The 25,734-nt window shown below is 42.2% G+C and carries 23 protein-coding genes; 1 reads left to right on the top strand and 22 read right to left on the bottom strand.

Annotated features, from left to right (window positions below; translation table 11 throughout):
- Positions 1 to 12 precede the first annotated feature (12 nt).
- The 12 genes from ACTQ53_RS05515 to ACTQ53_RS05460 form a co-directional block, all read right to left on the bottom strand.
- Positions 13 to 453, bottom strand: a complete 441-nt coding sequence (locus ACTQ53_RS05515) for a DUF4494 domain-containing protein (protein WP_349201090.1) — start codon at positions 451 to 453, stop codon at positions 13 to 15.
- Positions 454 to 465: 12 nt separating this feature from the next.
- Positions 466 to 1,806, bottom strand: a complete 1,341-nt coding sequence (locus ACTQ53_RS05510; protein ID WP_441932366.1) for a hypothetical protein — start codon at positions 1,804 to 1,806, stop codon at positions 466 to 468.
- A 61-nt stretch (positions 1,807 to 1,867) separates the two neighbouring features.
- The gene (locus ACTQ53_RS05505) at positions 1,868 to 2,149 is read right to left on the bottom strand and encodes a hypothetical protein (RefSeq protein ID WP_094880505.1); all 282 of its coding nucleotides are present in this window, start codon (positions 2,147 to 2,149) and stop codon (positions 1,868 to 1,870) included.
- A 23-nt stretch (positions 2,150 to 2,172) separates the two neighbouring features.
- Entirely contained in the window at positions 2,173 to 3,003 is an 831-nt protein-coding gene (locus tag ACTQ53_RS05500) for a M23 family metallopeptidase (protein WP_293513857.1), read from the bottom strand.
- Between the two features lie 26 nt (positions 3,004 to 3,029).
- Positions 3,030 to 3,707 (bottom strand): hypothetical protein, encoded by a 678-nt coding sequence (locus ACTQ53_RS05495; protein ID WP_441932365.1) that lies wholly within the window; start codon positions 3,705 to 3,707, stop codon positions 3,030 to 3,032.
- 63 nt (positions 3,708 to 3,770) lie between these two features.
- Positions 3,771 to 4,469: a hypothetical protein gene (locus tag ACTQ53_RS05490; protein ID WP_441932364.1), complete on the bottom strand. Its 699-nt coding sequence runs from the start codon at positions 4,467 to 4,469 to the stop codon at positions 3,771 to 3,773.
- 25 nt (positions 4,470 to 4,494) lie between these two features.
- Positions 4,495 to 5,208 carry a hypothetical protein gene (locus ACTQ53_RS05485; protein WP_264904347.1) on the bottom strand — a complete coding sequence of 238 codons (714 nt, stop codon included), beginning with the start codon at positions 5,206 to 5,208 and terminating at the stop codon, positions 4,495 to 4,497.
- The gene (locus ACTQ53_RS05480) at positions 5,189 to 5,680 is read right to left on the bottom strand and encodes a PH domain-containing protein (RefSeq protein WP_441932363.1); all 492 of its coding nucleotides are present in this window, start codon (positions 5,678 to 5,680) and stop codon (positions 5,189 to 5,191) included. The genes ACTQ53_RS05485 and ACTQ53_RS05480 overlap by 20 nt, the downstream gene beginning before the upstream one ends.
- Positions 5,681 to 5,685: 5 nt before the next feature.
- The gene (locus tag ACTQ53_RS05475; RefSeq protein WP_441932362.1) at positions 5,686 to 7,158 is read right to left on the bottom strand and encodes a toprim domain-containing protein; all 1,473 of its coding nucleotides are present in this window, start codon (positions 7,156 to 7,158) and stop codon (positions 5,686 to 5,688) included.
- Positions 7,159 to 7,179: 21 nt separating this feature from the next.
- Positions 7,180 to 8,817, bottom strand: a complete 1,638-nt coding sequence (locus ACTQ53_RS05470; RefSeq protein WP_441932361.1) for a hypothetical protein — start codon at positions 8,815 to 8,817, stop codon at positions 7,180 to 7,182.
- A 35-nt stretch (positions 8,818 to 8,852) separates the two neighbouring features.
- Positions 8,853 to 9,062 (bottom strand): hypothetical protein, encoded by a 210-nt coding sequence (locus ACTQ53_RS05465; protein ID WP_117695413.1) that lies wholly within the window; start codon positions 9,060 to 9,062, stop codon positions 8,853 to 8,855.
- 31 nt (positions 9,063 to 9,093) lie between these two features.
- Positions 9,094 to 9,846, bottom strand: coding sequence for a DUF4099 domain-containing protein (locus ACTQ53_RS05460; RefSeq protein ID WP_441932360.1), 753 nt, complete (start codon positions 9,844 to 9,846; stop codon positions 9,094 to 9,096).
- Between the two features lie 272 nt (positions 9,847 to 10,118).
- On the opposite strand from ACTQ53_RS05460, the gene ACTQ53_RS05455 reads away from it, so the two are divergent.
- Positions 10,119 to 10,730 (top strand): M23 family metallopeptidase, encoded by a 612-nt coding sequence (locus ACTQ53_RS05455; RefSeq protein ID WP_441932359.1) that lies wholly within the window; start codon positions 10,119 to 10,121, stop codon positions 10,728 to 10,730.
- A gap of 13 nt (positions 10,731 to 10,743) precedes the next feature.
- On the opposite strand, the gene ACTQ53_RS05450 is transcribed toward ACTQ53_RS05455, so the two are convergent.
- The 10 genes from ACTQ53_RS05450 to ACTQ53_RS05405 form a co-directional block, all read right to left on the bottom strand.
- Positions 10,744 to 11,139 carry a lipocalin-like domain-containing protein gene (locus ACTQ53_RS05450; RefSeq protein ID WP_334668717.1) on the bottom strand — a complete coding sequence of 132 codons (396 nt, stop codon included), beginning with the start codon at positions 11,137 to 11,139 and terminating at the stop codon, positions 10,744 to 10,746.
- A gap of 21 nt (positions 11,140 to 11,160) precedes the next feature.
- Positions 11,161 to 11,844, bottom strand: coding sequence for a DUF4468 domain-containing protein (locus tag ACTQ53_RS05445; RefSeq protein ID WP_427879299.1), 684 nt, complete (start codon positions 11,842 to 11,844; stop codon positions 11,161 to 11,163).
- A gap of 32 nt (positions 11,845 to 11,876) precedes the next feature.
- A complete protein-coding gene (locus ACTQ53_RS05440) occupies positions 11,877 to 12,452 on the bottom strand; it encodes a hypothetical protein (RefSeq protein WP_427879300.1) in 576 nt (191 codons plus the stop codon).
- Between the two features lie 45 nt (positions 12,453 to 12,497).
- Entirely contained in the window at positions 12,498 to 12,743 is a 246-nt protein-coding gene (locus ACTQ53_RS05435; RefSeq protein WP_441932356.1) for a hypothetical protein, read from the bottom strand.
- Positions 12,744 to 12,889: 146 nt separating this feature from the next.
- Positions 12,890 to 14,218 carry an McrC family protein gene (locus tag ACTQ53_RS05430; RefSeq protein WP_153113648.1) on the bottom strand — a complete coding sequence of 443 codons (1,329 nt, stop codon included), beginning with the start codon at positions 14,216 to 14,218 and terminating at the stop codon, positions 12,890 to 12,892.
- Positions 14,208 to 16,214, bottom strand: coding sequence for an McrB family protein (locus tag ACTQ53_RS05425; protein ID WP_441932354.1), 2,007 nt, complete (start codon positions 16,212 to 16,214; stop codon positions 14,208 to 14,210). Before ACTQ53_RS05425 ends, ACTQ53_RS05430 begins: the two co-directional genes overlap by 11 nt.
- A gap of 115 nt (positions 16,215 to 16,329) precedes the next feature.
- On the bottom strand, positions 16,330 to 18,408 hold the full coding sequence (gene brxL / locus ACTQ53_RS05420; RefSeq protein WP_441932353.1) for a BREX system Lon protease-like protein BrxL: 2,079 nt from the start codon (positions 18,406 to 18,408) through the stop codon (positions 16,330 to 16,332).
- A gap of 12 nt (positions 18,409 to 18,420) precedes the next feature.
- Entirely contained in the window at positions 18,421 to 20,961 is a 2,541-nt protein-coding gene (pglZ, locus tag ACTQ53_RS05415; RefSeq protein WP_441932351.1) for a BREX-1 system phosphatase PglZ type A, read from the bottom strand.
- Positions 20,962 to 20,989: 28 nt separating this feature from the next.
- Positions 20,990 to 22,888: a DUF262 domain-containing protein gene (locus ACTQ53_RS05410; RefSeq protein ID WP_441932349.1), complete on the bottom strand. Its 1,899-nt coding sequence runs from the start codon at positions 22,886 to 22,888 to the stop codon at positions 20,990 to 20,992.
- A gap of 84 nt (positions 22,889 to 22,972) precedes the next feature.
- Positions 22,973 to 25,732: a DEAD/DEAH box helicase gene (locus ACTQ53_RS05405; protein ID WP_441932347.1), complete on the bottom strand. Its 2,760-nt coding sequence runs from the start codon at positions 25,730 to 25,732 to the stop codon at positions 22,973 to 22,975.
- Positions 25,733 to 25,734: the final 2 nt, after the last annotated feature.

Here is a 25,734-nt window from a genome sequence, read left to right as displayed (position 1 = left end):
ATGTTTTTGTGATCATTGCTTATAGCCAAGAACTCCAAGTACCTTGGTCTCGGCTATGGATTTGATTTCCCACTCTGTCACACTGCTGCTCATGTGCTGACGTAGCATGCGGTCTGCTTCCTTTGTCGAAGGAGCATTGACGTAGATGGTCTGTGGTGAGAACTTCTTTACGCCTGTGTCTTCATCCTCAGTGACAAGGGAGACGACGGTCTTGTACCAGTGGTTGCCTTCATTCTCGTCTTCTTTCAGAATCTCAGTGATAGGTTCACGTGAGATGGCTGTGATGTCGAAGTCTCTGGTACCGATAAGCTCTGTAGCAGCTTTGGTGGCACGTTTCTCTGTCTCGGTGAAGCTTTCGGCATCTACCAGGTATTCTTCACTGACTTTCTTATTCTTTCCTGTGTCAAAGGCTTTACCGTATTTGACACGGAACTTATACCAGTATCTTTTCATCTTTGTTCTATGTTATCTTTGAGCAAGTGGTCTCTCGATGACTGTCTTTCGTTCGCCAGCCTCGTACTTTTCGGATGCTATCTGTCGCATTTGGTCGTTCTTGGCCAGCACCGCATTGGCAAGGGTGTTGAGAGGTAGCGCTCCTTGACGGTAGGCATCTACAACTCTTTCTGGAAGGGCTATGGTGCAGGGCACTCTGTCAATGGTTGCGATCAGGCAGTTGGCTCTTATCTCCGGATTCTGGATGCGTGCATTCAGAGGCTCTTCGGGATAGATGCGATAGTTGACTCTGCCACCAGCCTTTTGCGGATGATCCTGTGCCTTGAAGTTGTCCAAGGCTTCATGTCCAGCTTTATTGAGAAGATTCATGCCTCCCATTCCTATGAGCACCATTTTGAGAATCGGGTTTTTGACAAACATACCTGCAACAATGCTTGCAATAGGCATCATGTTGTCCTTGATATTGATGGACTTGGTCTTACCGGTGAACATGCCGACGAGCATATCAGGAAGCATGGCCAATACATAGCCAAGATTATGGCCTATGTCACTGATACCGTTGAGGCCGAATGATGTGAGAAGCCCTTGCCAACCGTTCATGTTAGTCTGTTCGGGCTGCGTGTTATTGGCTTCACCTTCAGATTGGTTCACTCCTTCTGTTGGTTCTGCCTGCTGTGCTCCTTCCTCAGATTGTGGCTTGTTCTGCGGTTTCTGCTCCGCTTGTTTCTTCTTTTCCTGCTGCGTTCGTCTGTATTCATCCTCCTTTCCCGGTGCAATGATCATGGGAACATCGGAACGGTCATTGAGTTTATCACCAACATGGGTGACGAGCATGTCGCTTCCTATCCAGGTGGCGGCAGTCTTTAAGCCACCTCCCAATCCTCCCATACAGGCAAGGTCGGTTACAGAGCCAAGGGCTATACCAGCGTTCTTTTCCCAGACCGATGGCTTATACCGCTTCTCTGCCTCCGAGTCTATCTTTTGCTCCAATGGCGATTTTGCGACTTCCTGCGGTAGGTAGAAGATGGTACTGGTGGCAGCCTTTCGCATGATGTAGTCGATGGATGATTTCGGTATTTTGTCCTTTATCATCTTGTCGATCATCTTCTGTTCCATGGAAGCATTGACAGTGATATGCTGTCGCTTCAACTCTTTCTTGACCATCGCAATATAGTCTTCGGTGGTCTTGGATGTCCATTTGCCGGTGTATTTGAGGGTGTCATTCTGCGCCTGCATGGATGCCATACCACCGTCAGGTCCAGCTGCTGCTGCCATCAGACCTGCAAACGAATTGGAGTTTGACCGCAACTCGTCTGCAAGCTTGTTCTGTAGGTCATTCCGAACTTTATTCATAATCGGTATAACCTTAGTATTGAATATTTTATCCTGTTTTGACTCTACCATAGCTTTATGTTTACAAGTTTAATTGGTTGAGGATTTGTTCCCTGGTCTGTTCGATGGCGTTGTGATAGACTTCCATCTGTTTCGGGAAATATTCCTCCAGCCATTCGTCCTTCTCGATGTTGTCGTTGATGAACTTGATGGCCAGATTTCTTTCTATCTCAATGGCTGCTTCGCCTTTCTCGCTGTTGTTGAACCAAGCCTTAGTCCACCATCTGATTCCCGACTTGTCGGGATAGACGCTCACCAGGCGTGGAATGTCAAAGCTTTGCACATCGATGTCCAGTTCTGCCAGTGGGTCAACGATTCCGCTTGTCGCTATTGCCCGGTCTTGTGCTTTTTTTTTTCGATGGCGCTCATGCTCGACAGAAAGATCTGATGGCGCAAGGCGAGATAGTTGAGGAAATCTCCAATGAGGAGGTTCTGTACTCGCTCGGCTATTGGAATGCTTCTTGCGCCCATGCCCAATGGGTTTGCCATGGATGGCAGAGTCTCATAGAAGTAGTTCTTCATGGCCGACATGGTGAAGATGTTGCGAAGTGCAAGTTCCGTATGCTCTGGAAGGGCATAGATGCCTTGGCTCATGTCGCTCATGTAGTCGGGGAAGAAGCGCATCATGAGGTCTTCAATCTCCTTCTGGTCTTTGTCATACATGGTATGAACATCCATGTCAAGAGTGACGAACTGAGGTGCTGCGCCTGGCTTGCCGTTCTGTTCCATCACTTTCAGATTGCTATAGATCATGGTGAGGAACTCCAGTGGATTGAGTTCTTCGCCCTTGTATTTGACTTCTACATGGAGGGAGTCGGCACTGACGGCGATGACTTGCCCTGCCTTTACCTCTTTGCCGTAGTTGGCAAACACGTTGCTCAGATGGGCATAGGTCACTTCATAGTCACCGTATCGGGTAATCTGGTAGATGCCGTGAATAGCATCGTTGCCCAGACCTGTCACCTTGCCGGTAGCTACTGCAGACAGCAGATAGTTCTTGACCTTGAAGTCAACTCCATGATGGAAAAATGACTCTCCGGTGTGCGGATGCTTCTGTTTGCCGTAGCCCAGGGACATGGTCACTTCTCCGTTTCTTTCCTCGAATGGCATGCAATAGCCACTGTCGGAATGTAGTATCATTTCTTGTGTATAGTGCATTGTGTAATACTATGTTATAGTGTTTGTTATCTCCTTCTGCTTACAGTATTGGTTTGCTCTACTTCTTGCTGCTTTTCTTCTTCCTTGTGGTTGCTTGCCTTGCGGTCACTGTTGCCACCAAGTAGGCTGCTTAGATTGGCATTATTGCCTATCATCATCATTCCAAGTACGGCTCCAGCTATCTTGCCTAACCATCCGAAGCGACCGAAGACGAGGAGGGCAGAGACTACAAGTCCTATAAGGCTGAGACCAGAAACGTTACCTTTGCCTATGTTGCTGAAGAAGTTTCCGAACATGTCACCGCCATGACCAGAGAACATGGCTCTAAGGAAGCCAGACATACCGCTCCACTTGGAATCCACGCTGCTGATAGCACCGTTTACGTTGTCCGAGAGTCCTGTAACGGAATCTTTTAAGTCCTTCACGCCATTGCCAATCCCTGATACGGTGTCGCCAATCTTCTTGGTGTTGTCTTCTCCTATGACGGCATCGCTGACTATGCCAACAACGCTTTTGTCCGTGGTGAGCTTCTCCCAACCGATGTAACCGAGACTTCCTCCAACCACTGCGCTTTTTGTGGCAGTACCTACGCCTTTCAAGGTCTGTTGAGGATGAAGCACAGCACTGCCCACTGTGTGTGCAGTTGCACTGGTCATCCTTCCTCCCAATCGGAGAGTTGATTTTAAAAATGAACCCCAACCCATAATGTTATGTATTTCTAAATTATTGTACTGTTATTTGTTATCTGATTATATTGAATCTTTACTTCAATGTCTTGCATTCCTTCGCCATCGTTCTTTACATCGCTGTACAATGGTAGGCTTGTCCACTTCACTCCTGGCTCCATAGTCTATTTCTGCCCATACGTCTGACAGTCTGGTATATTTCACTGCCCGTATCAACCGTTTGAGTTTCTGGTTCATCTGTTTGAGTTTCGGTCGTATGCCAAAGACTATCTCCAGTCGCTGCTTCTCTGTCATCTTGGTATTCGCAAGACATACTTGCCTAACGTCATTGACAATCTCTACACTGCTCATGATAAGTTCCCGATAGAGTTTGTTGCGATTGGAGGACAGTGCCACGGCAAGAGCATTGGTCGTCTGATGGCTAAGCTGGTGGCTGTAGGTTCCGAGTTGTGCCACGAGACGGTCTATTTCGTAATAGAAACCATAGATCTGAGCTGCATAGCTGATGATGCTGTTGAAACGGTCAAGATAGTTATTGAACTCCTTCTGTAGGTTGGTTGTACCTTCTACCTCTTCCTTGATCCATATATGACCTGTAGATACAAGTTGCATCATCTGTTCCTGTTGCTTCAACTCTTTCTTGGCTTTGTCGGTATATTGGAATATCATACCTGCCAAGACAGGGTCATTGCCCTGGGCACGGAGAAAACTCCCATCCTGCCCATCAAAGGGAAGGATGAGAGAAAAGAGAAGTAATATGAGAGCATAGAGACGTTTCATAAATGTTATCCTCAAATAATCTTTCTTATGGTGTTACAACTCTGGCGCATCTGCGCCATCTGCCAAGGGCTTGACTGGCTATTTCGGCATTGCTCCGGTCGAGCATTCCTGCCGTGACATTGTTCCAGACATCGGCCATGGTGTAGTATCTGATGCTTAGACATAGCCTTGACAGCTTCTTGTTGAACTGTGCCAGACGGTCGTTCAGTTCCCAGAGGGTTTTGCTTCGTTCTGCACCAGTGAGCATATTCTCATTGCCACCTTTGGCTATGGCATCCTTTAAAGTGGTATATACCGTGACGAGCTCTGTGGCCGTCTCGATATAGAGATTGTTCATGCTCGCTGTCGCCACAATGCCCTGTGGGTTGCTTGCTATGGCCTTCTTCAGATTGCACAAGTTGATGAAGATCCTCACACCGTCGTCATAGAGCGAGGTGCAGGCTTTCAACGTGGAAGCATAACCCGATGCCGTTTTCAGATAGCTGTTGTACTTCTTTTCCCATTTGTGAATCTGCGAGAACTCGGCTGCGATGGTGTTTTGAAGGAATGCAGTCTTCTGCTGGTCTTCTATCTGGTTCTTGATCTGACCGTTGATAAGTTCGTTTCCCTCAGCCAAGGCAACATACTCCAATGGATTGCTGGAGGCAACCTGAGCATGAGCTATAGTAGGCAGCAGCATTAACGCCAAGGTAATGGCTGCAACAACCTTGCTTCTTCTGTTATCTGTTGGTAATTTCATATATGCCTTTTCTCTTTTTGTTGTATTCTACACGTTCACGGATGATTCTCACCACGTCCAACCTTTCCTTCACACCGTAGATGTCCAGTTTGGGATTGGAGCGGTCGCCGCTGAATATCCATACTGTCTTCAATCCGAACAACTGTTCTAGAATGTCACGGTTCTCGCTGAAATCCACCACTCGGTACAGCTCTATGTAGTCACTGGTTCTGGTCAGTACTCCATGCTGGATGATGAGCTGTTCAGAGGTGATGATATATCTTAGTTTGTAGAGATATAAGCATCTATAGAGCATGATGCAGGTCATCACACCTCCAAGTACCACGAAAGGCATCTTGTAGGTAATGCTGTCGTGACCGGCAATAAGGAACAGGGCACAGCTGATGATGAACGACATCCCTTGCGAGATGATATACTGCGCCCAGTGAGGGCGTAGGGTGATGATGTTGTATCGTCTGATTGGGTCTGCCATATTCATTATCGTTTAAATCCATGATGTTTGGTTTCCTCGTTCTCTTCTTGCCGTTCAAAAGTCAAGTCCACACCGTTCTCGTCAAATGCGGTCTCTACTACGTCCGTCATGGAGAACTGTTTCTTATCCAAAAGTTCGTCATTGAAGTCCTTGTAGCCTTCCGATGGCTCTTCCCGAATAATCTTCACGGGAGCGAGGTCTTGGTCTTCGTGCAGGTTGAGCTTCTGTAGCAGTGCATCCTTGAAGTCCTTGAATGCTTTGTTCATCTTGTCAGCAGCTTCCTGCTTGTCTTCTTTACACAAGAAGGGAGAGTAGTGATACTCAAATGCCTCTTCTTTTGCAGAATCGTAAATTAGGTAGAGCTGTTTGAGTTCTTGGGGTAGTAAGCTGTAGTTCTCATCATTAAAACTTAGCAGTTCCTTGATGGTTCTCGGCTGTTTGTCGAAGCTTTCCATGAACTCCCTCATTTCAGCAGGTACATTTCCTGGAGCTACAGGACTCTGTTTGCTTGCTATATCCTCGAAGTTTGCCACAAACTGCTTTCCTGCCACATCCTTGTCAAAGCCAAGGTGGAAGGTGGCTTGGGGTGCAGCTTTCAACAATCCCTGTATCTGCCCATAGCTTGGGTTACCTCCAGTAGAGACATAGACTCCGGCTTTCAGATCCTGCCGTCCACGCTGGTCTAATCCTGATTCCTTGCGCATCTGCAGCTGGTAAAATGCCATGGCATCGTATGCGCTTTCAAAGACAAGTACGATACGGGCATTCTGGAGTGCCGTTTTCTTGGGACTTGCCATCCATAATCCTTCACTGGCATTGGTGCCGGTAGCCATGCCTTTTCGGGCAGAACCATCCTTGCGAGGATAGCCTCTTTCCTCTAACCCTACACATTTGTCTGGTTGCCCGGGAATGTGCATAGGGAAAGAGAGATTCTTATAGATGCAGCCATCCTTGGCGGTTTTCGATGCGAGGAAGAAGCTGTGATGGAAGGCACAACGGGTGGCGAAATCAATTCCTCTTGACTTGAAGAAGGCGTAGAACGGCTTCTGTGACTCGAAGTCTTTGGGATTGAAACGGTCAATCTTGTAGTCATTGATGTCAAATGGTTTGCTGTTGACCGTTGGATTATGTACTTCCAGACTCCGATGTTCTACCGGAATGTTTAGCAGGCGTTGGCAGACCTTATGGACAAGGGCTGATTTCTTCATGCCATTCTTGTACTCCTTGAAAAGGTCAGGATGCTCCCAGATGAAGGAGGTAACAGAGTAGAGTTTGATGGTTGGCGGCTGGAAACAGCAGTTCTTGTTGGGCATGATAATGTACTTGTCTCCACTGATTCTTTTTCCGTCGCTGCCCAGGCGTACATACGCAGGATAGCGCAAGCCATCACGTTTGTAAAACGTGTAGCCTGCGTCCTCCAATACGTCCTTGATGTTAAGACGGCTTCTGTAGTCTGCAAATGTCTGTTCGTCTGTCATCTCTTGAATGTGAATTGTTGTTTATCTGCCATGACCTAAGCCTACACCGTGTTCTCCTGCATTGAGTCCTGCATCGAAGGCTCGTGAAGCAAGGTCTTGCGGTGAATCCACGCTGCCCTTGAAATAGACATGTGGCCCATGGGCATGGTCATGATGGTGTTCTACGAATACTGCCGGAGCTGGACGGTCTCTGCCCAGTTCGCTCATCACGGCAAGTCCTGCAAGGAGAGCTCCTCCAATCTGAGCCCCGATGTTCTTGCCTTCTCCAGGGATGGTTTTCATATCCACCTCCTTGAAGATGTGGGAGAAGAGTTTCATGCGGTGGTAGTCATCGATAGCCATGAACTTATCATACTGCTTTTGGGTAATCTCATGGCTGATGCTCTCTCCATTGATGACGGCGGTCATGCGAAACTTGGCGTTGCCTTTCTCGTCTTTCTGGATTTCCCCCTGCTCATTACGCACTGGCTCAACCTTGATGTCATCAACCTGAACCTCTCTGCCATGCTTGCCTTCACGGAACCATCCCTTGCTTTCGTTCTGCTCATACAGGCTGTTGCCATCTACATGAGCAACACTGCGGTCTTCTGGCTCGATAGTAATCTGGTCGCCATTAGCTGGGAGTGACTGGTCAATCACCATCTGCTGGCGGTTGTTGAGTTCTGCCTCTATCTCTGGTCTGAGCTTCAAGCTGATCTGCTCTTTGGAATTGAGCATATCCATCGTCAGTTTGTCCTGGAAATCGTTTCTGATGGCATTGTTGATGATGTCGATGCGGTTCTGGACTGGTACTTGCTTGATGGAATTGTTGGTCAGTTTCTTCACTTCATCCTCAGTGAGGTCATAGACAAAGTCCTGCTTGGTGGCTGTGGACTGGATGGTGAGTGTTTTATTGGCTGCATCTACGATGATGCCGTGAGACGAAAGACACTCCTGCCATTTGTCATTGCTGAAATAGACCTTGGAGGTGATGAGTTCTTTGTATGGCTTGGCAGGTTCCTGGGGACGTGGACGAACCACTACAGGGGTAATGACTGATTGCAGGTCTGCCAACACATCCTGCGAAGGTTGCTGTACCATGTTTTGCTGACCACCTTTATAATAGAAGCCATAACCGCCATTCAGCAATTCGCCCGGCTTCATTCTGCCGTCAGGACGTTCTGGTACGATTGGAGCACCCTGCATGAACATGGCTCCTCCAACTCTGCGCATGTGGAATCCTTCCTGGCATCGTGGAGTCCAACCGAGGAATCTTCCGTGATATGGATCCATCATCATGTGGGCATGTCGTTTGTTCCAGGGAAGTCTGCCGTATTCGCCAACGCCTATGCGGTAGCCGTGGAGTCCCATGGCAACACGGCCATTGGCATTTCTGGCATGAACGAAGTCACGTGGCATGTAGAAATCATTCTTCACGAGTTCTGCCACGGTGTTGTAGGCTTGCTTGTTGGCTGAGTTTGCTCCCCAGTCAACCAAGGCTCTGTGCTGTTGTGCGGTGATGGCGTAGGTCAGCAGAGGGGAATCGTGACCTTGAACGGCCAACTGATAACCTTCTCCTTGTCTGATGATATGTGCTTGCATACCATTCTTTCTGAGAATCTCCTGAAGCTCTGGTGCCAGGTCTCTGCCTACTGGTAATGCATTTGATCTGATTGACATATTCTAATGCTGTTTATTGATTCTGTACTGTGTGATTATTCGCCAGCTTCAATCTGCTCGCCCTTCCAATCGACAAATTCCTCTGCCGATTCCTCATTGACAATGAGATCCTTCTCTTTGCAGAAGGCAGTGTATTCCTCCTGCCATTCAGGGGAGTGGTGGTTGATGTAGTCAAGCCAGCCATATTCTCCGCTCTGGACTTTCTCCACGAGCACGTCTTCTGGATAGTACTTTACATTTGCCATGAAATCTTGTTTTATGGGTTAATACTTTGGGTTATCGCTGCATCATGCGCATACCCAGTTTCTTCTGTTCATTCCACATCTCTTCTGTATAGTTCTCTTCTGGGATGTAGTCGAGATTGCCGTCTTCATCCATAGTCCAACAGCCGAAGATGCCGAAGTTGAACTTATCCCAGTCACGCTTGGCTTCTCTCTTCCAGACAAGTTCGTTGCCTGCTGCGAAACGGATGCCGGTGTTGGAGTTGAGGTCGATACCGATGGATTGTTCCTCGTCATCCTCTACGATGGTAAGGATGTCACCATTCTGCAACTTCTGCATCTCTGCGCCAGTAAGGTGGTAGCGGTCTGCTACATACTGGATGTTTCTGCCGATGACTGGGGTTGGAACACTGAGCACCTGCTTGCTTTCTGGATCAAGCTGGAAGAAACACTTACTGCCGAGTTCCTTGCCAACCTCGTTGCTCTCCAAATGGCCGACGATAGGCTTTCCTGCAACAAGGTTCTTCTCCTGCTGCTCGTTGAAGAGTTTCAAGTCCAACTCATCGAGCTGTGGATAGAAGAGCATGTCAACGCCACCTTCGGCTGTTCTTACCAGGCTGAATCTGGTTCGTGCCTTGACTTCCTCACCATCATCGGCTGTGATATGAACTGGCAGGACTGGCGATTTGCGGCCATTGTAGATGTTTTGGAGGACATCGGTGGGCAAGTCGTCAATCATTGCCTGGGTGAGTCCGAAACGTTCAAGGATGCCATAAGGCATCTCGTTCTCATCGAAATTGTAATTCATTTGCTTCTGTTTTATTCGTTTTTTTATTTGGTGGCTGACCTATGACAGGGCTTATTCAGACTGCGCTTAAAGCCAAACCGACAACAAAGTTACATTGTAGATATAGAAGAAGTTAAACATGTACGTTAGTATCATCAAAGTTTTATAGATAGTTATGAAAATAGTATGATTATTCTTCAATTATCATACTATAAACATAAATAAAGTTAGATATAATAGGGAAGAGGTAACTTCTTTCGTGTTGTTGAACTGAGTCTGATTACCTTTGCAACATGAAAGCAATAAAGATACTGATGTTGATACTGACAATGGTGTCCGCAAAGACTCCTTCACATGCCCAATTCAATACGATTGGGTATGTGAAGAAGCATAGTATATCTAAAAAGAAGAGTCCACAAGAAACAACTCATGTTGCCTCTGTGGACTCTGTAGTGAAGGCTGATACTCTGCCTCCAGATTCTTCCCAAGATGTTCTTCCTTATCTCAGGGCTTCGTTTCCGTTGAAAAGCATTCAGATCAATTCAAGGTTTGGAATGCGTAATCACCCGGTGAAGCACAAGACCATCATGCACAACGGCGTGGATTTGGCAGCTCATTACGAGAAAGTGTTTTCCATGTTTCCTGGGGAAGTGACTGGTGTTGGCCACGACTATCGCTCAGGTAAGTATGTCACAGTCAAAACAGCTGGCTATACCATCAGCTATTGCCATCTTTCTGCATTCTGGGTTACAAAGGGGATGTTTGTCAATGCAGGAGACGTGCTTGGAGTTTCTGGAAGTTCCGGCATGTCAACTGGTCCTCATCTGCACCTGACAACAAAAAAGGATGGCAAGGTGTTTGACCCTGTCATCCTTCTGAAGTATGTTCAATGCATTACAAAGTAATGCTTGATTAGCATCATTGTTTCTTGCATTTAACCCAAATAGCTTCGTCACCAATAGACATTTTCATTTCTGATACTGTAGAAGTCGCAGAAATGATGGTGTAAGAAGCAAATAGTTCACCTTCAACATATGTATTCAGTGTGTTTCCTTTCAAAGACCATGTTCCTCGACCTGTTCCGAAATATCCAGAGCCGTAATATGAACCGTCTGCATTGAATGTGGCGTAAGTCTTTCTGAAAGGCCAGTCAACATAAGTGCCAGACTCAGATGTCTTTACTGCAGTCATCTCCCAGGTTCCTACAATCATAGACTTGTCATAGTCTCCATTGTCATCATCGTCACTGCTGCATGATATGAATGCAAAAGATGCTACCACGAGGGTAAGAAGGAAAAATAAATACTTTTTCATAATGTTCTTGTTATTTTGAATTTACCAATTGTCGTTTTCATTACCAGATAAGCCATTCTTGATGCACTCCTCAATCTTATCCATTACAACATTAGAGTAGGCATGAGCCATGACAAGTGCTTTGCAGGAAGTCTTCTTGTGAGAGTCCTTCTTGGCAAAAGGATAACATTTATCCAGTGTCCAATTCTGATCAGAACGGGTAGGGATAGTGCCTCCCATTGCACCCATCCAACCGCCACCAACGGCAACATTGACAGAATAGAATGGTACAGTGTAGGTAACACGAACCTTATTGTCCTTTATATCACATTTGATAACAGGGCGTAAATTAACGTTGTAAGAGTTAGTACCACCTGCATGTTGTGCAATACTTTCTACAAAACCCTGTGCGATGATGGTCCCCAACTCTTTGTCATTCAATTTGATGACGGAGTTTGCATCATTGAATGTTGCAGTAAACCAATAGTTAAGCAGCACATAAAGCTGGTCCTTGGTCTTACCTTCTGCAGGGATTACCTGGGTGTAAGTGATGGCATTGTTTTTATCCAATGTCAACTGAGTACCGAGATTGGTTGCTGCATCAACCCATTTCTCTCCATACTTTTCTTTTGCATACTTTTCCAACTCGTCTGCTCGCAAAATTTGAGCATCGACAGCACTGCATACAAACAATGCAGCAAGTGCAACTAAAATAAACTTTTTCATTTTTCTATATTGTTTTGATAGACATTATTCTTTTAAAAATCAAATCCAAGTTTGACGCTAACTGACTCTGTATCATATGTAGCAGGCTTGCGAGTATAACTCATATCATATCTGCCATTGAAACGTTCAAATGTTTCAAATTCAAGTTTCTCAGCAGCATATCCTACAGACAAGCTAAGTCCCTGTTTGTTATTCAATGCATATCTAACACCCAATGATGCCACCACGTAAAGACCACCATTATTGGTAACAAACGTTCCTCCTTTGATGTCAAAGAAAGGCGAAATCTTGCCTTTCGTGAAATTGCTGCGGAAGTTTGCGAAAACCGGAATATCTACTTTGCTATCTCTTACATCAAGTGGTATTTCCATATCACCAGTTTTGTAAGATGACATAAAATGCAAGCCTGTACCAGCACCAAGGAATATATAAGGATTCACTTGATATCCATGTGTTGTGTTGACCTCAAAACGACCAAAGTCATAGTCACCAATACCAACAGAATAACCTGCTTCAACATGGCCTTTATAGCCTGATTGCATACTTTGTGCATTGCTATTGATGGCGAAAGCCATTGTAGCTGCTAAAAGAATTGCTATTTTCTTCATAACCTTATAATATAATAATGTGAAAAATCTATTTTCAGAAGGTGACTACCAGCCGCAATTACCGTCATAGCACTCTTCATTCTCAATGCCTTCATACTCATCACGATCGCAATAACCACTATTGTGATAGTCTTCATAAGAACAATCATGGTCGCAGCAACAGTCATCATAACCATCTTCATAGCCACGAGCATAATTTTCATGGTCTGAGGTATTATTACCAGCGTTGCGATGCGCTTTCTTTTGGCTGTTTGAAACGCCGCTTGAAAATAAGAAATCGAATAGTCCCATACCTTTTCCTATTAATGTTTAACTTCTGCTGCAAAGGTATGAATTGATTGTGCAGTCTATCTGCACAATCAAAAGAATGTGCAAGAATGATAGAAAAAAAAGCAGAAAGAACTGTTTCTTCCTGCTTTAATATGTTATTTGACCTATTATAATTGTCTTAATGTATCTACAAAGAATGCTTCTTTGGCTTTCATCGTTTCGCAAAAGTCCGCATAAGATGTGGATATTTTGCAAATTTCAATACCCAAAATATATAGAGCAGCAGATGAGTCATTCAACAGTGATTTCGGAATATTCTGCTGTCTTTCAGACAACGGAGCGATAAATACTCCTTTTGAGGCCTTTAAAATAGTAATATATGTAATTAACTGATGAATGTCATCACGTTTTACATTGGAGACTTTTTCATAACTTTCAAGCTTCTTGTATTTTGCATCGAGAACAATATCATCTTTATAGAAATCTGGATAACGGATTCCACTATGATTTTCAAACAAATAGATGCCACCTTTATGTTTCTTGTTTTCTGGATGCTTGAATCCCTCTTTTTGTAGAATCGTATTCAGATACTCTTCCCAAAGCCAAGCTCCATCAAACAGAATACCGCAAATCTCCTCATCAGTTTCTCCGTACTTTACTTCTTCCATTCTTAGAATTTGTAAGCAAAGGCATTGCAGGGGCTGGTATTCCGTATAGTAAGGATGACTCTTATGTCTTAGGTTCTTACCAATAATTGCACTTCGCTCATTTTTGTTATATGAAGGAGTTAGTGAAATTATAGATTTTACATTATCTATAGTTTCCTGATCTAAACCTAATACGGATTGACCATATCTCTTTGACTTCATAAACTCAATTGTATGACGGATTAACTCCGTCATGTCATTGTCATAGGTATATTCACGAGTGGAGTATGCCACATTTCCTGCAAACGGAATGTTTTGGGCAATATGGCGACCCCAGTCAATAGTACCTTTTAATTTTGCGTCATTATGTTTGAAGTTCTGATACTCTCTGTATATGCCCTGACGCATTGCGTTCTTTAGCAAGTGAGGGAACATAAACATAATAAAGTCAAATACATCCTCTTTTTCGTTGTTGTGATTAAGGTCAAAGAGATTGAATGAAAAGACCTTTTGAAGCATGTAATGTAAGAGATAGTCATCGCGTCCTTCGTCAAAACGGGATTTAATTTTAATCTGCAGGTTTCCTACACCGATAAAACCCATCACATTTCCTGTGGTAATACGTACCTTTTCAGGGTCACTTGTATTTAGAATGGTCATAACTGAAGCTTCACCGACTTTATCGTCAAAATCCTCTATACTATAGGGAAATATTAGCAGATTCTCATTTTCATGACATAATTGAGCTATTGTCTTGTCGGCAATAGGGAATAAAGCTGAGACATCTTTACGAAGAAATGTCCCAGCTTCCACCTGTCCAATATTATTATCTGTTAAGTTAATTCTCATCGACTAATTCATTATCATTAATATTTGAGTTGCTTTCTTTGGTATCGAAGTAAGCATTTCTCAACTTCTCCATGATTTCGTCTGATTTGCGGAAACCACGGATATATTCTCTAAGCAATGGTTCGATATTCATATTCCATAGCTTTTCAAAGTTTCCACCATTATCACCCAACTTTAAGAAGTATGATGGTCCAACTTGGTAGGCTGGGCCAAGTCCTTCAATCTTGGATATTTCATTATTCAATCTTACCATAACGCTCTTTGCCTTAGTGGCACATTCGAGTTTGTCGAGCATAGATTGTGTATCTTCTGGCTTTATTTCCTTCCAAGTGAATCTGCGACGCATAGCAAAGTCCATGCTCTCGATACTACGGTCTATATCATTCATTGTACCAAGAATGAATACGTTTTCAGGAATATAAAATCCTTCTGCAAATGCATCTGTTTCAGAGACAAGGTTCTGATATTGAGTCTTTACTCGAATATCTTTCTTGCCTCTATAACCAGGGTCAATGGCATAGAATAGTTCACCAAATATTTTTGAAGCCTCTCCACGATTGATTTCATCAATGATGAAAACAAAATCTTTTTTGACTACGTTACTTGCTGTTAATGTTGAAATGTTCTTTTGTTTGTACACTTCTTTAAGTACAGCCCAGTAAGCTGAAGCATGACAACCTCCAATAGCATCCCTTACTGCATCGCTAATGTTTGAAATATTGTTCAAAGACTCTGTTGTAGTAAATACTTTTGCAAGTTTTGCCAATCTGTCAAAAGAAACGGTATAAGTACGATTACTACTAGTTCCAGGAGTTTTCAGTTCTATGTTATTAAAGTCTGTAACCTTAACCACTTCCATGGATTTTCCGTTTGTTTTGAGCTTAAATTCATTCAAATCACCATTGTTAATTTTATCAATCACTGCATTATATTTATAATCCAGAGATTTTTCTTCTGATAACTCTGTGAGAGTTTTTTTGCTGTCCTCCAAATTCTTGATAGCTTTTTTGCAAAACTCCTTAAATAGTCCATCTTTACGCTCAAATCCCATCTGTCCATCAGACATCATGATAGGTCGCAGACCTTCTACAAAATCAGTATAGTCATAAGAGGGATGAAACTGCACAAAGCACATTTCGTCCTTACTACATCCCATTTCTCTTGCTATGGCCTGTGCCATAAAAGTTTTACCGGTACCAGGAGCACCAGTAAGAACTAAGTTCTTGCTCTCTTTAAGCAAGTCAATATATTTTTGATACTTCATTGCGTTGTCTATTTTTGTTTCAACAAGATCATTTTCATTATCTTCCTTGTCAGTATCTGTTTTTTTTAATAATGTCCTATTATAGTACCACAATACCGTTTGGGCTGTAAGTGGCATACTTTGAATACATCCATTATTCTTTATTTCGTCATTGATGGACAAAATCAATTCATTCTCTTTCTCAATCTCTGGAATAACGTATTGATCCAGTAATTCGTAAAAATGAACAAGCTTTAGACCTGCCTTTCGTGGCTTAACCTCTAAAAGTTTACATAAATTCTTATATACGTCATTTTTATAAAAAGTATATTTCTGAGGATTATGGAATGCTAAGAAACAACTGATAAGTCGCTCATCACACATTGCACTCGTATGATTGGTAAACTTTTCTTTGATCTTATCATCCCATAATGTTTTGCAACTTTCAGTAAAATTTTCTACTCTTTCTTGCAGAAGGATGTTTTTATCAAACAGTGCTCTAAAGAGTTTTCTATACTCTTCAGGTTCATATTTCGCAAAATTTCTAATTGCGGTAATCTGTGAACTAAAACATAGATTCTTAAATTCCAGTGAATTAATCTCTTTAGAAAAATCTACAGCATTAGGGTCTGGGTGTCCATTTTGTCTGGACACCAATTCCCATTTATATAATTCTTCCAAATTAGAATCACCATTTAGTCCATATTGGATTTGGTGATTCTTGAATAATGTAACTATATCTTTTAAACTCATATTTGTTCTTTCTGATTAAAATTCCTCCAGAGAACTCTACATTATCAGTTCTATAAATTACAATTAGGGCAGCCTTTTGGTATTCATTGAATACCGTGGCTGCTCTGATTTTGTGTTATGCATTTTTGGTCTTCATGAATGTCGCAGTAAACTCCTTACACTTGCGCATGTCCTGTTTTGATGATGCAATAGAGTAGGGACTATACTTTTCAAACATGTCAAGACCACGTCCAAGTGTAATTGTCCATCCTGTATCTGTTTTGATACATCTGTCATGGAAGTCTCTGAACTTGTATGTAAACTCAATGCCATAAGAAGCAAGGTCATCCTTGATGTCATCAAGCTTGTCAATCAAGTCTGGTATCTTGTCTTCCTCTTCATTAGTGAAAAGGTTCAGTTTCAAGTCATCCACAGGACGTGTATTGATAAGCATCAGAGCAAACTCCATGAAGTTCTTGATTTGCCATGAAGCACGTATATATGGATCTTCAACGGTTATTTCCTTTGCTTCTCTCATATAAGGTGCAAATAACTTCTCATAACTTACGCCTGTTTGTCCCATTCTGAATGACATACTCTTTTCTTGTAGAATAGGAATGCGTGGACGTTTGGTCGGGTGCTGATTCGAACCGCCCTCTGCATTAGTAACTTCTGTAGAAGCCTCGTTATTTTCTGTGGAAGTTTCAGTTTCTTCTGTATTATCTTCAATCGTAGTATGTTCTACTACCTGATTGCTTACTTGTTCCAATGTCTCTATGCTCACTTCGAAACCAGTTTTCAAGTTGATGTACTTGAACTTTGCCGGCTCTGCCATAAAAGTTTCGTCAATCACATAGAGCTGATCCTTCACACGTTTACGACCTTCTGCAGCAAAGTCAACCAACTCATAGGCCTCTTGGTCAGTCATCTTACCATCAGGATAGATAAGTTTCATCATGCCTGAGAAAGTCTTGCGGATAGCAAGGTGGTCACGCTCTGAGAGTGAGCCGTCAAACTTCGCATAGTCATTCAGTACTGCAGTTCTGTCATCATTGCGCATTTCGTGAAGCACGGCTGCAATGTAGTCTGTTATAAGACCATATCCCTTGGAGAAACTGTTCTTCTTCAACATCTTGATTTCCCAACCTGGATTATAGAGATGGATTCGGTCGAGGAACGCACCCTTGATGAATGAAGTAGGAATGCTCTCAAACAGATGGCTGTTATTCAACATATATGGCACAGTATGTTTGGTATTACCTACGAAAGACATGGATGCACTTGCCTCGTGAGTTCCCTTACCACGGTTGAACGACTTGTTGGCAAGATAGTTCTGCATCGTATCGATGAGCACTGCATCCACATTACGGCCTTTCTGCTGCTCAAACTCATCCCATGCCACAACATCCCAATAGCCAACCAATCCGAGAATCTCCTTGTTGCCCTGGATTTTCACGAAAAGTCGGGCAGAGGTTACGTCACCACCACTGACAAGCACGCCATAAGGAGACAGTTCCTGGAATACATGCGACTTACCTGTTCCCTTTGGACCCAATTCCATGAAATTGAAGTTGTTCTCCACATGAGGGAGAAGACGAGCCAGCGTGATGAACTTCTCACGGCGGTTCATTGCCTCAGGGTTCAGACCCACTGTGTGCATCAGGAAGTCAATCCACTCCTCTGTAGTGAAGTTTTTACGTTGGTCGATATATTCCTGCAGGTCGATATTTGAAATCTGGATAGGCTTCAATGTCTGGATTTCCCATCTCACCTTGACGCTTTCACCACTGATATAGCCAATGGTAACAATGCACCAAACGCCATTGCCACTCAGCAATTTTGGGTTCTTACGCACGTAGTCTGTACCGATAGGTACTCCAGTCAATCCCAGGTTGGCAAATGTAGCCTGATACTCATCGTTCTTCTCGTTGAGCACAACGGTTACCTTATCGATGATACGATGTTTGCCATTCTCACGTATGATACCTTTTACCGATTCTGCTTCAGCACGGTGAACATAGTTGTTTTGGATAACTTGCTTCACCTTTTCCAAACCTTCGTTGATGATTTCTTCATCATCACTGGCGCAATACTGCCCCAGCAGGTATTCCAACACGTATGTAGGAACAGGCAGGCCGCCCTTCACGAGGAAAGCCAAATCCTTTCTTACCACTTTACCTATGAAGGCATTCATTACTTTCTGTTGTAAATCCATATGCAGTATTCCTTAAAAATCTTGTTCTATCATTGTATTGTTCTTCACTGTCTCACGTACAAGTGGGTTCAGTTTGTCATCCACATCGTAGATTCTAAGCTGTAACATACTTGCATTGACAGATTTATTCAGATTGAGTGTCACTTCAAACACGCGATTGTTCAAGTTCGTTGCATCAGTGCTATTCAGTGTCACTTCCTTCTCCTGGGTTACAGGATCGTCACCATTATAAATACAGCAAACCACCTTGCGTTCCATCACGGTCATGCTTACTGCTTCCGACTGTATCATCTGGAACTTCAAGCGGCTACTCACCATATTCAGGTTGTGGCTCATCAGAGCTACGCCCACCTTTTCAGTCTTGTTCGTTTTCTTACGCACGCTCTTAATAATTGGAATAATCATTTCCTGGAGTGAAGCGCCACCATGAGCAAAGTTGTAGCCACCTGGTGCAGCCAGGCGATTAGTTCCGATAGGTACTGCAACCTGCAAAGGCGTGGTACTCTTGATAGAAGATACCTTGTCAAGAGGGAATTTTACAATATCCTCAAAAGTATCGTTGCTATCTGTAAGATAATATCTTGTCTTTTTCTCTATAGCAGAGTCTGTAATGCTATGTTTGTCTTTATCTTCAAACTTCATGTCATTATAGAGGAAGCCATGATCTGCTGTAAGAAGTACATTTGTTACATTCCATGTTGCATGCAGACGTTTTACCAGTACAGTCAGTTGCTCAATGGCTTTTCTGCAAGCACTGATTACCTCGAACGGACTTTGTGAATGACCGGCTTCATCTATTGTATCATAGAATATATACACCAATGAACGTTTGAAGAGTTCACGCATGGATTGTGCGTCGCCATTCATCACGTCTTCATAGCGTGTACAGATGGCTCCTTCACGATATTTGCCCAGATGGGCTGTTCGCTGTTCTGTAGTTGTCAGCAGTGTTCCATCCACCATCATGTCAGTGCCAATCAGCTCCAGCGAGTGATGAGGGAGGAGGGCAGGCTTGCAATACTTGGTTTCCGTAGGAAGCATTGCCTGGTATGCATCTATTGTAGCAATATGCTTCTCTTTGGCCAGTTCCTGCATCAGTTCCTTTGCTACCTCATATCTAAGCGCATCACATACGATGACAACCTGCTTCACACTGGTATCTGACTCGTTCTTGTAGAAATCCTCCTGATGCTTTAATCCGGTTTCAGTAAACCAGGCACCCTTTTCCCCGACGCATGTCAGCCATTCGAGGTTTAGTACATTAGTAATCTTGGCATATTCCAAATCCAACTGATGCTTGGCATCACTTAATGTCTGTTCGATAGGATTCTCCTTTGTGATGAGTTCGTGGTATGCTTCAAGTGTACGACGATAGTAGAGATCTACAAGATAGAACTCTTCTGTATATTTCTCAACATACTCCTTGGTACTATTGAGTTTCAGCGTTCCAAGACCTCTTACCTGAGCATAATATAAAGCCGTCTGCTCTATGAATCGGATAGCAATCTGGATGTCACTATCTACAGGAAGCTTTAACGACAACTCACGCATGCGGTCGTTCACCTGTTCCGGGTCTGCCATCAGCTTTTCTTCTACAATCTCTTTCAATATTGGCCAGCAGAGTGACTCTGTGAGATAGTAGTAGTTAGCATCAATACCATAGATATTGATGATTTCCTCTTCCTTGATGTCTGCAGCCAAAATTGTCATGGCTTGGGCAAACTTCTCTGAGAGTTGGCGGTCGTGTGTTCCCAACTCATAGATTTTGTTCACCTGGTCAAGCACTACAGAATTGCTGATCTTGTACTGCTTATAGGTATCTCCTAGAACAGCATCCAATAGTTGGGTGATGCTATTATACTTCAAGCTCTCTGCCACGTTTTTCATCTTGATGGCTGCATTGAAGTTGGGTGTTAAGCCAAAGAGTTTATCTAACTTTTCCGACAAAGCCTTTTGTGCATTAAAATTCTTGCTGAGCTTATACCAGAAGTCTGTACGCTTCTTCTCTTCTGCTATTCCATCCAGAATAATCATCTTGATAATGAGCTGTTCCCATTCCTGTAGTTTCTTCTCGCCAAGATAATTGGAAATGAAGGCACGGCAAACCATGTCCTCGCTGAATGATGTACTGTCAATATGTCCATTAAGGATGTTGCTTACCTTAGACGACATGATTTCGCCAATGTTCTTCTTCACGAAACTACGGAATTTCTCAGGAAGATTATACTGCTGCATGAAGCTGGCGTAGTCTTCTTCCTTATATTCCATGTTAGCTTTCAGCATATCGAGTAGGGGGAAACTAAGCTGCTGTTCCTCTGTATGAGGATATACCTGTTCAGGGAAGAGCAGAACTACATGTTTGTCCTTCCAATCGTTCTCGATGGCATACTTGGCATTGAACCACGCTCCATCAAACACCTTATATATATAATCGTCATTCCATAGCTTCATCTCATCCAGTTCGTTTTGGATGATGTTCATCTTGTCAAAGATGAAGAGCACATGAAGTTGTGGATTGCGCTCAAAGTAGTTGTATATTCTATCTTGCACCATATTTTTGAATGCTTTATAAATACGGATGTTACTTGTCTAAATCTATTCCCAGTAATTTCAACAATCTGGCTTTAATGGCACCACTATTTCTAAGAAATATGTTCGTTAGTTCGTTAACAGATTTTCCTTCTTTATATAGTGTCACCAGTTTTGTGTCGTCATTTTCAGTCCAAGGCTCATAAGCGTTGGGATAGACTGCCTTCTGTTGTTCCATATACGATGGATGATCTGTGTTTGAACAGGAATCCTTTATACCAAATATCTCCATCAAATCCTTTATGACTCTTTCCTGGTTTTCCTTAACAGTGTCAGGAGTCCATGCATTCGGATATGTTTTGTATATTTTTTGAGAACTTGCAAAAGAACCTATATTCTTCTCGAAATATCTCTTTAGTTTCTCCTGATAATCCAGATTGCCTAAAGAAGAATTCTTTCGACGTCCAATCAGGCATAAATTTCCGATCCTATGCGTATAATAGCTTCTCTGTTCTTCATTAAAATCCTTTACCCACTGGCTGGTTGCTTTAGGATTCTGTGGAAGGATATGCTCAATTGATGTCGTTCCGAAATCTTTCCATTCAGACTTATCCTTGTATTTGTATTCAAGCAGCATCAGAAGTGCATAAGTATATCGTCTGCCGTATATCTCAGATTGAATATTAGCCATGAAAACTTGTTCATTAAATGAATAATAATCATGAGCTTCAAGCACATCAGAAGTATTGCCTGCTTCTTCTATCAAATTAATGATATTATTCAAGTTGTCAATACGATACGATGGGGTTTTACCACATACTGCATCTGCAATGTTTTTGCATGCTACCTTCTGTGTAAATTCAAGAAGTCCATTGTTTCCAAATTTTCTTCCATATGCCAAAATAACAGGAACCCAATCTGTTGAAGGCATACACTCATTGAGTGTTCTTATCAACGTACAATACTCTGAATCTTCATTGTCAGCCAAGTTTATCAGTTTGTTATAATCTTCGTATGCTTTAAAAACATAGTTGAAGAATTCTTTTCCCTGTTTAATTTTCCCTGCTTTGAAAACTTGTTTGTCATATTCATCGAGCAGATTCATTTTTTGTCGCTTTTTGAGCAACATGGTTCGTACATATGCAAGGAAACGGTCAAAATCATTACCTAGATCTTCCTGCATATTTTCCCATTCACGTGCATACTCATTCATTTCACCATCATCCTCAATTTTTTCAAGATTAGATGATTTCAATATGTCTGCATTACTCAATTTTTGACCACGGTCATTCATGACAGAAAATAGGCGAAATGCATCCTCTAATGAATCTGCTGATATATATATCATAACTACATTGTTGAGAATGAAAGATAGAAAAGCATCTAAATCTATTTCTTTATGGGTTGTAAAATATTCATCATAGCAAACCAATGCATTACACATTCTTTGAATAGAAGTACTTTCTTTCTTATCATTGGCCTTCTTTACAATTTCATCCCAATGTTGCGTAATACTGCCAGGTGTCATTAAGTATTCCTCAATGAACTTCTTCACATTACCACGTATTTCATATGAAAGACGTATTCTCTCCGGAATCTGCTTAATCTTATTTGCCTTTTGGAATATCAAATCAACACAGTTTTCCTTGACATCGCAAGAAGAATCGGCATAGTCACGCAAAAACGCAAACAAGAGGAACAGAGTAGTGATACGCTGCTGACCATCAAGTAGATCATTGTTATTATCTTTACTTTGAATGATGTATGATCCTAAAAAGTATTCTTCTTTGGCATGCTCTATATAATTAGACGCAAAATCGTCCAACATATCATTCACATTATCGCTCTCCCAAACGTAATGTCTCTGATATGAAGGAACAGTGTACCATTCCTCGAAGACCTGAGCAATAGTTTGCTTTCCAAATCCTATTTCTTTATTTCCAGATTTCATAATTCAATATGATTTTATTTTTAAACACTCATTCGCTTGTGGAGTACATGAGGTATATGTTCTATAATGTATTGTTTCTTTCATTTAAACCCCAAACAACATTTGACCAAGTTCCTCTTGTTTGACTTCCACTCTTTCTGTTGGAAAGATTGTTGAAGTAGCTAGAGATGTCTTGCGAGACAACAAATCATCTAATGTTTCATCAAAAGATTTGATGTCAGATCTTACAGCCATTGGATAGTAAACGAATACATCCTTGGTCTGTCCAATACGATATGCACGGTCAGTTGCCTGATTTTCTTTTGCAGGATTCCAATGTCTGCTATAATGGATGACATGATTAGCCGCTGTCACATTGAGTCCCATACCTGCTGCTACAGGGGACATGATAATCACGTTAAAACCATCAACAGCTTGAAATTCGTCTATACTTGATTGCCTTGACTGCTTGTTTGGCATATTTCTCTTAACAATAGATGGTGTATCACCATTAATGATTTTAGTAATAATGCCATATCTTTTCAGGCAAAGTTTCTGAAGCATTTTTTGAGTCTCCTTGCGTTCCACGAAGATTATAACCTTCTCTTCTTTTTTCTTTATTTCGTCAAGGAACTTGATGGTAGCTTGCAATCTTGCACTGGTATCAACGATTTCATCTGTTTCGTGATTGAGTAGAGTAGAATCATAAAGATACGGATGCTCTGAAACCTCGCGTAGGTGCATGATTGTAACGAGCATATTGGGCTGTATGCCACTCGTATAGTCATTCACAACAGAGGCATAGGCTTCCTTTTGTACTGGTGGCATAAGCACTTTTTCTTTTAATTCTATCTTGTCTGGCAAATCCTTTGCGGCATCTTTTTTCAGTCGTCGCATGAAGTACACACCAAGTTTGTCATGAACTTCGTTGCCAAGAGCTACAATGTCAGTATCTTCCTTCTTTAGTGGATTCTGATATTGAGCAGCAAATGCCTTAGCATTACCTAGAAGACCTGGTACACAGAAGTCCATAATACACCACAAATCCAGCAGAGAGTTCTCTACAGGAGTACCTGTCATGGCTATTTTGAAGTTACATTTTAATGCCTTAGCAGCATTGGTGACAAGTGTACCTGGCGATTTTATTTTCTGTGCTTCATCCAAAGCAACCACGTCAAATTCTACAGCACAAAAGTTCAATTGAGAGATGCGCAGAGATTCATAATTCGTAAGAATGATATCCATCTTTTGCATCTTATCTACTATGCTCTTATCGAACTTTCTTGTTACATCTTTCGATGTCAGCATGTTGATTTTCATGCGAGGTTGCATGAAAAATCTTTCATACTCATTCTTCCAGTTTTCTAATAGAGATATTGGTGCAACAATAAGATACGGTTTATGATTGGCATACTTACGTGAATGCCAGTCAATAAAATATAGTATCTGTAGAGTCTTGCCAAGTCCCATGTCATCAGCCATTAGGCATCCACTGGCTTTACTCTTATACAGGTGTTGCAACCATGCCACACCCTCTTTTTGATGGTCTTTAAGAGAGAACCCTTCTTGAAGGAACGGATCTGTGAAAAGCGTGTATTTATCACCTTTTTCTATAATTCTTTCCTTTACCGCAAATCCCAACTCTTCGGCATTTTCTTCAATAATGAGTACATTTCTCGCTTCATTGCCATTCTCACTTTCAACTTTTGCTGGCTGTGAAGGATCCTTCAACTGCTTTTCTGCAGTTTGAGCTAGAAATATTGCATCTTCGATATCAAGTTGAGTCTTGTTGTATTCGACAATGCCTTTTTTGTTTTCTTTTGCTGATTGGATTTCTCTCTTCAGCTTTTCCAATTCTTCTTCACTATTAATGGTGACTTTTGTTGTGCCATTTTGAGGAGTTTCAACAGTTGCACCAGCAATCCAGCAAGATTTATATGGACAAATGAAAGGATAGAACTTTGGCTTATATACACCAATTTCAATCACTCTATCACTATACAGTTCTGATAAATCAAAAGCATTAGGGTCAAAGTATTCAGTTGGTTGTTCTATCATCTTCTGAATTTCTTCTCTGTTCTTGTGCTTTCCGCACTGTTCTTTCAGATAGTGCAGATTTTCTTTCTGTTCCTTATTGAGCACAATACGAACACGGTCACCGTTTTCACGCTGAACTGGATATTGAGCTTGTACTTTACGCATTTTGTCGAAATACGTTTGGAATTTGTCATTTTCTTCAATATCAACAGCTGGTTCTACAGTAAATCCTTCATCATCTCGTCCGATTTCAATCTTAATACGCTCTGGCGCATATACATTTTCGTTTTCAAGATAACTGTCCAATTGACAACCAGCCTGTTCTGCAAGCGCTTTAATCTCTGCAAAACAGCGAAGATTATAATCTGTTGTTTTATCTTCTTCAGGTGTAGAATTGAAAGCATCAACTCTGTTGAGTAAAGCATACTGAGCTTCATTGAGTAAGTATTTGTCACGTCCTTTGACCAAGATATTACCACCTCTCTCACATACTATCAATTCTCCATCAGGAACATAGGTGAGAAACTCTACTTTATATTCAAAGTCAGATAAGTTGAGCATACTTGTACCAACGAGACGCATAGCTTTATCATATGGCTGCGGTACTCCAAGAAGTATTCTTTCATCCTCATCCAAAAGATATATATTCTCGTAAGGTAACAAGCATCCTTCCTTAGAAGCATAAGCATAGCCATTATCTACCAATGTTGCAAGAGGCAAATAGTAGATACAATCATCCGTGGCCTTCCATTCTTGGAAATGGAGGTCGTGACCATTGTAATTGACAATGAACATGATGCCTTTACTGTTTATAATCTGACTTAACATAA

The organism is Prevotella sp. Sow4_E9_plate (genome assembly GCF_052116205.1).
Taxonomy (GTDB): Bacteria; Bacteroidota; Bacteroidia; order Bacteroidales; family Bacteroidaceae; genus Prevotella.
This window is presented reverse-complemented; position numbering and strand designations above follow the sequence as displayed.